Annotated in this window: 7 protein-coding genes; 4 read left to right on the top strand and 3 right to left on the bottom strand. The window is 65.8% G+C overall.

The window, feature by feature from the left end; translation table 11 throughout:
* Positions 1-134: 134 nt before the first annotated feature.
* The gene (locus tag R2669_RS03575) at positions 135-578 is read left to right on the top strand and encodes a hypothetical protein (protein ID WP_316898597.1); all 444 of its coding nucleotides are present in this window, start codon (positions 135-137) and stop codon (positions 576-578) included.
* A 49-nt stretch (positions 579-627) separates the two neighbouring features.
* Here the strand turns inward: R2669_RS03575 and R2669_RS03570 are convergent, their stop codons facing one another.
* Positions 628-2,241: an OpgD/OpgG family glucan biosynthesis protein gene (locus R2669_RS03570; protein ID WP_316898595.1), complete on the bottom strand. Its 1,614-nt coding sequence runs from the start codon at positions 2,239-2,241 to the stop codon at positions 628-630.
* Between the two features lie 206 nt (positions 2,242-2,447).
* On the opposite strand from R2669_RS03570, the gene R2669_RS03565 reads away from it, so the two are divergent.
* The gene (locus R2669_RS03565; protein ID WP_316898593.1) at positions 2,448-3,590 is read left to right on the top strand and encodes a serine hydrolase domain-containing protein; all 1,143 of its coding nucleotides are present in this window, start codon (positions 2,448-2,450) and stop codon (positions 3,588-3,590) included.
* Between the two features lie 38 nt (positions 3,591-3,628).
* Here R2669_RS03565 and R2669_RS03560 read toward each other — a convergent pair whose 3' ends face one another.
* Both R2669_RS03560 and R2669_RS03555 read right to left on the bottom strand, forming a co-directional pair.
* Positions 3,629-4,099 (bottom strand): cyanophycin metabolism-associated DUF1854 family protein, encoded by a 471-nt coding sequence (locus R2669_RS03560; protein ID WP_316898591.1) that lies wholly within the window; start codon positions 4,097-4,099, stop codon positions 3,629-3,631.
* Between the two features lie 23 nt (positions 4,100-4,122).
* On the bottom strand, positions 4,123-6,429 hold the full coding sequence (locus R2669_RS03555) for a cyanophycin metabolism-associated ABC transporter (protein WP_430708759.1): 2,307 nt from the start codon (positions 6,427-6,429) through the stop codon (positions 4,123-4,125).
* 289 nt (positions 6,430-6,718) lie between these two features.
* Between R2669_RS03555 and cphA (R2669_RS03550) the strand changes: the two genes are divergently transcribed.
* Both cphA (R2669_RS03550) and cphA (R2669_RS03545) read left to right on the top strand, forming a co-directional pair.
* Positions 6,719-9,379: a cyanophycin synthetase gene (gene cphA / locus R2669_RS03550; RefSeq protein WP_316898590.1), complete on the top strand. Its 2,661-nt coding sequence runs from the start codon at positions 6,719-6,721 to the stop codon at positions 9,377-9,379.
* 53 nt (positions 9,380-9,432) lie between these two features.
* The gene (gene cphA / locus R2669_RS03545; RefSeq protein ID WP_316898588.1) at positions 9,433-12,000 is read left to right on the top strand and encodes a cyanophycin synthetase; all 2,568 of its coding nucleotides are present in this window, start codon (positions 9,433-9,435) and stop codon (positions 11,998-12,000) included.
* The last annotated feature ends 400 nt before the right edge of the window (positions 12,001-12,400 follow it).

Raw genomic sequence — 12,400 nt, 5'->3', positions numbered from 1 at the left:
CAGGGATGCCCGCAATCCACAATGAGATCGATCCTGAGGACGATGCGAATCGTAAAAAACTATTGCGCCGGTCCGTCGGAAAAGGAAACGGGCGGACGCGACACATCGCCCAAGGGTCGGGCATCGGGGGTCTTATGTTCAGGGTCTACAAGGCAGCGGCCGTTGCCATGGCGGCGGCCGTCAGCGCGAGTGGCGCGCTTGCGGGCGGCAGCCAAGGCGGCGTGATCTATTTCACGGGCGCCATTGTCGAGGCCGGATTCCGTGTCCAGCCTGCGCTGCAGGCGCCGGGCGCGGGCGCGGGGCTGCAGGCGCGTCGATCTGCGTCCGGCGATCAGGTGGTGTTGGACTTCCGCTCGACAGCGGTGCGCGTGGTGCCGATCGATGTGTCGGTGGAGGCGCGCACCGCATCTTCGCTCAAGCCCCTGCGGGTGGGCGATGCACACGGCAAGGCCGACGTCCTGGTCAAATTCGGCGGCTTCAAGGCCCACCTGCTGACGGCAAACAACGGCACGCTCACCTTGTCGCGCGCGCCGGGGGCGGAGCCAGCGCTGGCGGTGGTGACGCTGTCCTACCAGTAATGAAAAAGGCGGGAATTCCCGCCTTGTTTGTTGAGCGCTGCGATGGCGTTTACGACGCCACCGGCCCCACCGGCGATTGGAATGGGTGGTATTGGTACAACCACGTCTCCGACAGCGGCTTGCCGTCCACACGCAAAAACAGCCGCATGTCGACCGGTTCCTTCCCGTCGACCGTCAGGTCGAACTGCGCGCGCCAGTGCCCCGGCACGCCATTCGGCACGGCTTCGGTAAACACATACGAGAACGTGCCGCGCGAGGTGCTGAGCACGGCCTCCGGCTTGGTGCCGAACGGCAGCTTCTCCAGCGGGCCGCCCTTGAACTCGACCATGAACTTGCGCACGCCGCGCGGCCGCGGCTGGCCAGGTTGCCCGCCGTTGCCCATGCGCGTCGCCACGCAGCGCGCCAGTGGCGTCGGATACGGCTCATCGGCCAGCCAGTGCAGGCGATAGCGCAGACGATACTGGCCGCCCGCACGGGCCGGCGCCTTCGGCACCCACATCGCGACGATGTTGTCGTGGATCTCGTCGTCGGTCGGGATTTCGATGAGCTGCACGGCGCCTTCGCCCCAGCCTTCCAGCGGCTCGACCCACAGGCTCGGGCGGCGCTCGTAGTGCACACCGTCCTGATAGTTGTTGAAGTCGCGGTCGCGCTGCAGCAGGCCGAAGCCGCGTGGGTTGTTGTCGCCAAAGGCAGACGCCATCGTGCGCGGCGGATCGTTCAGCGGGCGCCAGATGCGTTCGCCGCTGCCGGTCCAGAGGGCCAGGCCGTCGGAGTCGTGCACCTCGGGGCGCCAATCGGTGGCGGTGCCCTTGGCGGTTTCCGAGAACCAGTACATCGACGTGGCCGGCGCGATGCCGAAGCGCTCGACGTCCTTGCGCAGGAAGATGGCCGTGTCGATGTCCATCACCACGCCCTTCGTGCGGTGCATCACGAAGCGATATGCGCCGGTGATGCTCGGGCCGTCGAGCAGCGTGTAGATCGTCACGGAATCGGCGCGGTTGTCTGCCGGCGTGTCGAACCACACGTGCGTGAAATTGGGAAACTCCTCCGGCTTGCCGGCCTGCGCCACGTCGAGCGCGATGCCGCGTGCGGAAAGCCCGTATTGATACAGCTCGCCGATGGCGCGGAAGTACGACGCGCCCAGGAAGGCGACCCAGTCGTTTTTCTTCCAGTCGAGTTTTTTCTGGTCGCCCAGGCGGCTTTCCTGGAAGCGGAAGCCGGCAAAACCGCTGCCGCGCGGCAGTTTGCGCGCGGGGCTGTCGGCCGGCATGTCGAAGTACGACTCGTCGTAGACGATCTCGCGTGCGGCGCCTTTTTCCACCACGTGCATGCGCACTGGCGCGCGGAAGAACGTGCCCAGGTGGAAGAACGTCACCGGAAACTGGCCGGGGCCGTCGGCAAACAGCGCATGGGCGGTGTCGAACTTGATCTTGCCGTGCGCTTCGTAGTCGATCTTGGACAGGATGTCAGCCGGCGCCGTGGCAGGCGGCGTGTACGGCTTGCCGGCCATCGTGCGGGCGCGCTCGATCAGCGCATCGAAAGAGAACGGCGCCGCATCGCCGAGCTTGACGCGATCGGCGGCCAGCGCTTCGGTTGTGATACCGAGCGCCGCCAGCGTGACGGTAACCGAGGCGGAGGCAAGAAGGGTTCGACGTGTGACCATAGGTGCCTGTGATGTAGCTGGTGAATAAGAATGGTCCGACATGGTAACGCGCGCCGGGGTTCCGACGCGCGCTGAAGGGTCGTCCGGATGGCCGATCCGTCGCGGCCCAGGCGGCCCAAGCGGCCAAATCGACCGTTCGTCGCAGCGGGTTTGCGCCTTGAAGTGCCGGTTGCGATACTTGGCGGCACATCGACCTGGGGGCTCGGATGACGCAACGCTTTGGCAGCATCGGCATCGCTTTGGCATTGGCCTGCGCGTTATGCAGCGCGCAGGCGGCACCTTGCGACGCGCCTGCCCCGTTGAACGACGGCTGGCAAATCGAGGCGGAACCGGCCGCGGCGGCGTTCGACGCCCGCAAGCTCTGTGCCGTCCTGCACAAGGTTGCAGACGCCGATATCAATGTCCACAGCCTGCTCGTGGTGCGACATGGACGCCTGGTCGCGGAGGTCTATCGTGCAGGCAAGGACGAGCGGGTGAAGGACCTGTTCCGCACCACGCGCACGTTCGACGCCAGCACGCTTCACGACGTTCGCTCAATCAGCAAATCGGTGACCAGCCTGCTGTGGGGCATTGCGCAAGGGCAAGGCAAGACGCCGCCGCTCGACACGCCGGTGCTGTCGCTGTTTCCGGCGCTGGCGGAGCTGAACCGCGACGGCCGCGAGGCGATCACGCTCTCGCAGATGCTGTCGATGTCGAGCGGCCTGGCCTGGAATGAATGGCGTGCGACGAGCCTGTTCAACAACGACGAGTTCGGGTTGTTCTGGCACACGTCTCAAGCGCACTACGTGTTCGATCGCCCGATGGCGGCGTCGGCGGGCACGCAGTTCAATTACAACGGCGGCAACACGGCGGTCCTGGCGCAGTTGCTGGCAGAGCGCGTCGGCATGCCGTTGCCGGAGTACGCGCGCAAGCAACTGTTCGAGCCGCTGGGCATCACCGATTGGGAATGGGTGGACGACTACCGCGGCCGCCCGCTGGCGTTTGCCGGCGTCCGCCTGCGCCCCCGAGACCTGGCGCGCATCGGCCAGCTCGTGCTGCAGCACGGCCGGTGGAATGGCCGGCAACTTGTGCCCGCGGAGTGGATTGCCGACTCCACGCGTTCGCACATCGACACGGGCATGGGCCTGCAATACGGCTATCAGTGGTGGCTCGGCAAGGTGGTGGCGGGCGGCGCGGAATACGCCTGGATCGGTGGCATCGGCAACGGCGGCCAGCGCCTGTGGATCGTGCCGGGGCTCGACATGGTGGTCGTCACCACGGCGGGCGATTACAACCAGCGTGCGGTCTGGAAACAGGCCGAAAACCTGCTCAACGAGGTGATGACCGCCGTGCAGCCGGCGCCCCGGTAACGGCTGCGCGGCTGCACGGTTGAGCGGTTGAACCGGGCCTACAGGAACCGGTCGAGGATCTTGCGGCTGTGCTTGTCCAGCGCCAGCAGATCGCGGATCAGGTAGTGGATGCCGTGGCTGTCGGAAATGAGCAGCGTGGTGCCGGTCAGGCGGCGGATGTCTTCTTCGCCGCGCAGCACGAGGTCGGTCTGGCCGCGGTCGGTCTGCACCGTCCATGTGCTCGGTGTGGCGTAGGTCGATACGCCGACGATCTTGCGGATCTCGGGCATGAACTCACGCGCGCCGAGTTCGGCGTCGATCAGCGCACGCATCGGCGCGGGCAGCGCTGCAGGCCGTGTGATCCATGCCAGCTCGCGGCCGTCGGTGCTCATCAGGCTCAAGCCCTCGTCGGCGGCGGAGATGGGGAAGGCGCGCACGGGCACCACGCCTTCGTGCACGGTGCCGTCGGCCAGGGTCATGACAAGCTTGCCGAAGCCGTTGCGGCTCAGGCTGAAGTCGGGCGTTTGCATCGCAGTCATTTCAGAAAAGGGGATCACTGCGCGTAAGCCGGCGCGGCGGCGTCCACGCGCTCGCCGTCGCTGGTCAGATCGGTGTCAGCGTCGACATTGCGGGCCTGCGCCTGATACAGCTTGTAGTAGGCCCCTTCGCGCGCGAGCAGTTCATCGTGGTTGCCCACTTCGACGATCTGCCCGCGATCCATGACGACCAGGCGATCCGCCTTGCGCAGCGTCGACAAGCGGTGCGCGATGGCAATCGTCGTGCGGCCCTGCACGAGGTTGTCGAGCGCCTTCTGGATTTCCTTCTCGGTGGTCGTGTCCACGGAAGACGTGGCCTCGTCCATGATCAGGATGCGCGGGTTGATGAGCAGCGCGCGCGCAATCGAAATGCGCTGGCGCTCGCCGCCCGACAGGGCCTGGCCACGTTCGCCCACCAGCGAGTCGTAGCCGTGCGGCAGGCGCAGGATGAATTCGTGGGCGTGGGCGGCACGTGCGGCGGCGATGATCTCTTCGCGCGTGGCGTCGGGCTTGCCGTAGGCAATGTTGTCGGCAATCGTCCCGAAGAACAGGAACGGCTCCTGCAGCACCAGGCCGATGTTGCGGCGGAATTCCGAGACGGGCAGCGAGCGGATGTCGGTGCCGTCCAGGCGGATCGCGCCTTCAGACACATCGTAGAAGCGGCAGATCAGGTTGACGAGCGTGCTCTTGCCCGAGCCGCTGTGCCCGACCAGCCCGATCATCTCGCCCGGCTGGATCGACAGGTTCAGGCCGCGGATCACCGCGCGGTTGCCGTAGCGGAAGCCCAGGTCGCGCAGCTCGATCGCGCCGTTCACCTTCCCGATGTGCACGGGCTTGGCCGGCTCGGGCACGCTCGATACGTGGTCGAGGATGTCGAAGATCCGCTTGGCGCCGGCCGCCGCCTTCTGCGTGACGGACACGATGCGGCTCATGGAATCCAGGCGCGTGTAGAAGCGGCTGATATAGGTCAGGAACGCCACCAGCACACCGACGGTGATGGCGTCGTGGCTCACCTGCCAGATGCCGAAGATCCACACCACCAGCAGGCCGACTTCGGTCAGCAGCGTGACGGTCGGGGTAAACAACGACCACACCGCGTTGACGCGATCGTTGATCGCTAGGTTGTGCTTGTTGGCCTCGGCGAAGCGCGTCACTTCGCGCTTTTCCTGGGCAAAGGCCTTGACCACGCGGATGCCCGGAATCGTATCGGCCAGCACGTTGGTGATTTCCGACCAGATCCGGTCGATCTTCTCGAAGCCGTGGCGCAGGCGGTCGCGCACCAGGTGGATCATCCACGCGATGAACGGCAGCGGCACGAGCGTCACGAGCGCCAGCCATGGGTCGATCGAGACCAGGATGACGGCCGTCATCGCGATCATCAGCACATCGGTGGCGAAGTCGAGCAGGTGCAACGACAGGAACACGCTGATGCGGTCGCTTTCCGAACCGATGCGCGCCATGAGGTCGCCGGTGCGCTTGCCGCCAAAGTACTCGAGCGACAGCTTGAGCAGGTGCTCGTAGGTGGTCGTGCGCAGATCGGCGCTGATGCGCTCGGACACGCGCGCCAGCAGATAGGTGCGCGCCCAGCCCAGCACCCACGCCACCAGCGCGGCGCCAAACAGCCCTGACAGGTAGAGCGTGACCAGGCGGTAATCGACGGGTTGGCCGTTCTGATAGGGGATCAGCACCTTGTCCATCAAGGGCATCGTCAGGTACGGCGGCACCAGCGTGGCGGCCGTGCCGATCAGCAGCAGGGCGAAGCCGGCCAGCAATTCCCACCGATACGGCCGGGCAAAGCGCCAGAGGCGCAGCAGCGCCCAGGTCGAGGGCGGCTGCTCCAGTTCACGGCTGCATTGCGGGCAGTTGTCTTCGCCGGGCGGCAGGGGCGCCTTGCAGGTCGGGCAGACCTCTGCGTCGGGCTGCGCGGCCTGGGCGCCGGTGAGCAGGGCGTTGCGCTGGGCGTCAAAGGCGTCGGCCAGCCGCAGCGCGTCGGTGTTGCGGCCCAGCGTGTACCGCCAGCTGGCCAGCCGGCGCTGACCGTCGGACAGCTCCAGCGTGCCGACGCCGGCGTGGTCGCTATGGGCAAGCGTCATGCCAGGAGCGATGTCCCAGCTTTGGAAATCCTTTTCGCCGGGTGCTTGGCCAACCAGGCGGCGGTTCGTAACCGCCAGCCACCCGTGGGTAAAATGTAGCCTTGCGTCCAAATCCAGCTGCAGCCCGGCCAGGACGGTTTCTTCTGGAGCGAGGCTTGGGGCCAGCACGACACTCCAGGGTTCCTGAGCGCGGGCGACGGTGGGGGCGGACGATGGGGAGGACTCGGTCATCAGTGGCGCAAAGAATTCAAAAAGCGCGTCCAAATGGCCAAAAAACAGCCCAAAACGGGAAAAGGACGAACATAAATCGAGGCAAGAGCGCGGCGTCGCAATTGTTGCGGCCTGCAAATTTTGCTCGCAAGTATACATAGCCACGCCAGCACGGCATTTGGTGCGCTGCACAACGCACTCCGGGCTCAAGACGTCAACGCCGACGCCGTTGTAACGTTATTGAAAGGTAACGGTTCGATTCCACGGACCAATTCACGGGTACATCGCCCCCTGCTTCCAAGCAAATTCAATGAAGAAGAAGGACATTGAGATTCTCGATGTCATGTCGCTGCGCGGCCCGAATATGTGGACATATCGGCCAGTGCTGGAGGCATGGGTCGATATTGGTGAACTGGAGGATTTTCCTTCCAACACGATTCCCGGGTTCTACGAGCGCCTCTCGACATGGCTCCCAACGCTGATCGAGCACCGCTGCAGCCCCGGCGTGCGCGGTGGTTTCCTGATGCGCCTGAAGGAAGGCACCTGGCCCGGCCACATCCTGGAACACGTCACCCTCGAATTGCAGAACCTGGCCGGCATGCCCGGCGGTTTCGGCAAGGCGCGCGAGACGCCCGTGCGCGGCGTCTACAAGGTGATCGTCCGTGCGTGGCACGAAGACGTGACCCGCGCTGCCCTGCTGGCCGCCCGTGATCTCGTCATGGCGGCCATCGAAGACCGCCCGTACGACGTGAATGCCGCCGTCGAGACGTTGCGCGACCTGGTGGACGAACACTGCCTCGGCCCCAGCACCGCGTGCATCGTCGACGCCGCCGATGACCGCAATATCCCGTCGATCCGCCTGTCGGACGGCAACCTCGTGCAGCTCGGCTACGGTGCTCGCCAGCGCCGCATCTGGACGGCCGAAACCGACCGCACCAGCGCCATTGCCGAATCGATCTCGCGCGACAAGGACCTGACCAAGAGCCTGCTGCAGTCGTGCGGCGTGCCGGTGCCGGAAGGCCGCATGGTCGACAGCGCCGAAGACGCCTGGGACGCGGCCGAAGACATCGGCGTGCCGGTGGTCGTCAAGCCGTACGACGGCAACCACGGCCGCGGCGTGTTCACGAACCTGATGACGCGCGAAGAGGTGGAAACGGCTTACGCCGTGGCCATCGAGGAAGGCAACGGCGTGATCGTCGAGCGCTTTGTTTCCGGCAACGAACACCGCCTGCTGGTGGTGGGCGGCCGCGTGGCGGCGGCGGCGATGGGCGAAACCGCCTCGGTGGTCGGCGACGGCACTTCGACCATCGAAGAACTCATCGAATCGCAGATCAACTCCGACCCGCGCCGCGGCAACACCGAGGAACACCCGCTGAACTGCGTTCGCCTGGATTCGGCCGCGCGCCTCGAACTCAAGCGCCAGGGCTATGCCGACGGCAGCGCCGTGCCGCCCGCAGGCCGCAGCGTGCTGATCCAGCGCAACGGCAACGTCGCGTTTGACGTGACCGACCGGGTGCACCCCAGCGTGGCCGCCCATGCGGCGCTGGCCGCGCGCGTGGTCGGGCTCGACATTGCCGGTGTGGACCTCGTGGCCGACGACATCTCGCGCCCGCTGGACCAACAGCGCGGCGCTATCGTCGAGGTCAACGCCGGGCCGGGGTTGCTGATGCACATCCGGCCGGCACAGGGCGAACCACGTCCCGTGGGCCGCGCGATTGTCGATCACCTGTTTTCCGACAAGGACGGCGCGCAGGACGATGGCCGCATTCCCATCGTCGGCATCACGGGCACCAACGGCAAGACCGTCGTCGCCAAGCTCGTCGCGCAAATGCTGCAACTGTCGGGCAGGCACACGGGGCTGGGCTGCAGCGACGGCCTGTACCTCGATCGCCGCCAGGTGGAAACCGGCGCGCGCACCGACCGCGCCGCATGGGATGCCTGCCATCGCATCCTGATGAACCGAGCCGTGGAAGCGGCCGTGTTCGAGAGCGATAGCGGCATGATCCTCTCGCAGGGGCTGCCGTATGACCGCTGCCAGGTCGGCGTGGTGACCAACTTCGGCAAGCCCGATCACCTGGGCGATTTCTACGTCGAAGACGAAGACCGCATGTATAGCGTCCTGCGCACGCAGATCGACGTTGTGCTGAAGACCGGCGTCGGCGTGCTGAATGCCGCCGATGCGCGTCTCGTTGAAATGGCCGATCTGTGCGACGGTGATGTGATCTTCTTCGCGTTGTCGGGCGATCTGCCGGCCATTACCGAGCATCGCGCCGCCGGTAAGCGTGCCGTGTTCGTGCGTGACGGCAAGGTGGTGCTCGCCACCGGCCCGACCGAATTGGCGCTGGCCGACGTGTCCGCCATTCCGCTGACCTACGCCGGCCGCGTGCCGTTCCAGCTTGAAAACGTGCTGGCGGCCGTGGCCACGGGCTGGGCACTGGGCATTTCGAACGACCTGATGCGCGCCGGCATCGTCACCTTCGACGTGGGCCAGGTCGATGTGCCGGGCCGCTTCACGCTGTTCCAGCACCACGGCGCCACGATCGTGGTGGACGACGCGCACAACGCGTCGGCACTGGAAGCCCTGGGGGCTGCGCTGGACAACTTCCCCGCGCAACGCCGCACCCTTGTGTTCGGCGCCGGCCTGCAGCGCCGCGATGAAGACCTGGTGGCGCAAGGCACCGTCATCGGACAGACGTTCGACCGCGTGCTGCTGTGCGAAGACGGCAGCGTCAAACGCGCCGATGCCGAGTTCGACCGCCAGGCGCACGCGCTGCTCAAGCAGGGGCTACAGGCCGGCGGTCGCGTGGCCGAAGTCGTTGTCGAAGGCGGCAAGCGCCGGGATGCCGTGGAAGCGGCGCTCTCGCAGCTCCACGCAGGCGACTTGCTGGTTCTGCAATGCGACGAATGCGCCATCGAGGGCACCGTCGAGCAGGTTCACCAGTGGATGGGCCGCACCGAATCCAAGACCTGACGATCGGGCCTGAGTCAGAAAGAACGCCCAAAGCACAACGGAAAGCTGATTGCATGGAAGTCTCTCGTATCCGGGCCTTGCGCGGCCCAAATCTCTGGTGCCGCCATACGGCCATCGAGGCCATCGTGGCCTGCTCGGACCAATCCCAACTGCTGGCCGAGCTGCCCGGTTTTGAAGACCGCCTGCGCGCGCGCTTTCCGGCAATTGGCCCGATGCGCCCAGATGACGAAGCCGATGCGCCATCGATTGCGCACGCGCTGGAAGCCGCTGCCCTGGGCCTGCAAGCTGCGGCCGGTTGCCCGGTGACGTTCAGCCACACCGAGCCCACACTCGAACCCGGCACCTACCAGGTCGTTGTGGAATACAGCGAAGAAGAAGTGGGCCGACTTGCATTCGAGCTGGCCGGCCAGCTTTGCCTGGCCGCGCGCGACGACCAGCCGTTCGATCTGGACGATGCGCTGCACCGCCTGCGCGAGCTGGACGAAGACGTGCGCCTGGGGCCGAGCACCGGTTCCATCGTCTACGCCGCCGTGGCGCGGGGCATTCCGTACCGCCGCCTCACGCAGGGCTCGATGGTGCAGTTCGGCTGGGGCAGCAAGCAGCGCCGCATCCAGGCCGCCGAAACCGACATGACCAGCGCCGTGGCCGAATCCATCGCGCAGGACAAGGACCTGACGAAGACCCTGCTGCATGCGGCGGGCGTGCCGGTGCCGTTGGGCCGTTCGGTGCGCAGCGCCGAAGAGGCGTGGGAAGCCGCGCAGGAAATCCACGGCCCCGTGGTGGTCAAGCCGCGCGACGGCAACCAGGGCAAGGGCGTGGCGGTGCGCATCCGCACGCGCGAAGAAGTGATGACGGCGTACGAAGTGGCCGCCGACATTTCTTCGGACGTCATCGTCGAGCGCTACATCCCCGGCCATGACTTCCGTCTGCTCGTGGTGGGCAAGCACCTGGTGGCGGCCGCGCGCCGCGACCCGCCGCAAGTCATCGGCGACGGCAAGCACACCGTGCGCGAGCTGGTCGACGAAGTGAACCGCGACCCGCGCCGCGGCGAAGGCCACGCCACGTCGCTCACGAAAATCCGCTTTGACGACATTGCGCTGGCCACGCTCGCCAAGCAGGGCCTGAGTGCCGACGCTGTGCCGCCGAAGGGCACGCGCGTGGTCTTGCGCAACAACGCGAACCTCTCCACGGGCGGCACCGCCACCGACGTGACCGACGACGTGCATCCCGCCATCGCGGCGCGTGCGGTGGCGGCCGCGCAGATGGTCGGACTCGATATCTGCGGCGTGGATGCCGTGTGCGAGACGATGCTCAAGCCGTTCGAAGACCAGGCCGGCGGCATCGTTGAAGTGAACGCCGCGCCGGGTTTGCGCATGCATTTGCAGCCGTCATACGGCAAGGGCCGCGCCGTGGGCGAGGCCATCGTCTCGACGATGTTCGCCGATGGCGACGACGGCCGCATCCCCGTGGTGGCGGTGTCCGGCACCAACGGCAAGACCACGACCGTGCGCCTGATCACGCATCTGCTGGCGTCCAGCGGCCTGCGCATGGGCATGACCGGCACCGACGGCGTGTACATCCAGGGCCAGCGCATCGACACCGGCGATTGCAGCGGCCCGCGCAGCGCGCGCAACGTGCTGCTGCATCCCGATGTCGATGCCGCCGTCTTCGAAACCGCGCGCGGCGGGCTGCTGCGCGAAGGTCTCGCGTTCGACCGCTGCGATGTGGCCGTGGTGACCAACGTGGGCGAAGGCGACCACCTGGGCCTGAACTACATCAGCACGGTGGAAGACCTGGCCGTGCTGAAGAGCGTGATCGTGCAGAACGTGGCGCCGCACGGCATGGCGGTGCTCAACGCCGCCGACCCGATGGTCGCGCGCATGGCCGACGGCTGCCCCGGTTCGGTCACGTTCTTCGCGCACGACGCCAGCCTGCCGACCATGGCGCTGCACCGCGCGCAGGGCAAGCGGGTGGTGTTTGTCGACGGCGCCGAGATCGTCGCCGCCGAAGGTGCCAACGAAACGCGCATCGCACTGGCCGACATTCCGCTCACGCGCAACGGCACGATCGGCTTCCAGGTGGAAAACGCGATGTCGTCGATTGCCGCTGCATGGGCCCTCGGCATCGACTGGGCGGTGATCCGCCGCGGTCTCGCCACCTTTGTGAATGACGCCGCCACTGCGCCAGGCCGCTTCAACCTGTTCGACTACAAGGGCGCCACGCTCATCGCCGACTACGGCCACAACCCGGATGCCATCCAGGCACTGTGCAACGCCGTGGCAACCATGCCGGCGCAGCGCCGCATGGTGGTGATCAGCGGTGCCGGCGACCGCCGCGATGAAGACATCCGCAAGCAGACGCAGATTCTTGGCGGCGTGTTTGACGATGTCGTGCTGTACGAAGACCAATGCCAGCGTGGGCGTGCTGACGGTGAAGTGCTTGCGTTGCTGCGCGAAGGACTGCAGGGTGCATCGCGCACGAGCCGTGTTGAGGAAATCCGTGGTGAATTTCTGGCCATCGACACCGCGCTGGGGCGGTTGCAGCCCGGTGATCTCTGCCTGATTTTGATTGATCAGGTGGAGGAGGCGTTGGAGCATATTGCGCGGCGCGTTGCTGAGTAAATTAGAACCCCAGTGAAGTTCGCTGGGGTTTTGTTTTTGGTTTTGTGGTGCATCCCTTGTTTCATCCCCTGCCGGGGCTGACTCACTTTCTTTGGTTTTGCCCAAAGAAAGTAAGCAAAGAAATGCGCGCCCGAGATGGCGAAAGACTCCTTGAATTTATGTCGCAGGGAGGGGAAGGGAAAAACTCGCTGCGCTCAGACAGTTTCCCTTCCTTTTTCCTCCCTGCAACAGAAATTCAAGGCGCCATCTAGGGCAGGAAAGTCAAAAGACAAAAGCCACACCATCTGGGCACAAGCCCAAACGACAAAGGCTAACCGCGCGATGGGTTGGCCTTTTTTCTTTTGACGTTGAGCCCTTGATGGCGCCTTGGATTTTTGTTGCGGGAAGGATAAAGAGGGGA

Origin of the sequence: Ralstonia edaphi (genome assembly GCF_958350185.1) — a bacterium.
Lineage (GTDB): Bacteria > Pseudomonadota > Gammaproteobacteria > Burkholderiales > Burkholderiaceae > Ralstonia > Ralstonia edaphi.
The sequence above is the reverse complement of the archived record's forward strand: the minus strand, read 5'-3'. Positions and strand labels throughout refer to the sequence as shown.

Excerpts from the sequence above, each read along its gene's own strand:
- R2669_RS03575 (WP_316898597.1), top strand. The coding sequence starts at position 135 with ATGTTCAGGGTCTACAAGGCAGCGGCCGTTGCCATGGCGGCGGCCGTC.
- R2669_RS03570 (WP_316898595.1), bottom strand. The coding sequence starts at position 2,241 with ATGGTCACACGTCGAACCCTTCTTGCCTCCGCCTCGGTTACCGTCACG.
- R2669_RS03565 (WP_316898593.1), top strand. The coding sequence starts at position 2,448 with ATGACGCAACGCTTTGGCAGCATCGGCATCGCTTTGGCATTGGCCTGC.
- R2669_RS03560 (WP_316898591.1), bottom strand. The coding sequence starts at position 4,099 with ATGCAAACGCCCGACTTCAGCCTGAGCCGCAACGGCTTCGGCAAGCTT.
- R2669_RS03555 (WP_430708759.1), bottom strand. The coding sequence starts at position 6,429 with ATGACCGAGTCCTCCCCATCGTCCGCCCCCACCGTCGCCCGCGCTCAG.
- cphA (WP_316898590.1), top strand. The coding sequence starts at position 6,719 with ATGAAGAAGAAGGACATTGAGATTCTCGATGTCATGTCGCTGCGCGGC.
- cphA (WP_316898588.1), top strand. The coding sequence starts at position 9,433 with ATGGAAGTCTCTCGTATCCGGGCCTTGCGCGGCCCAAATCTCTGGTGC.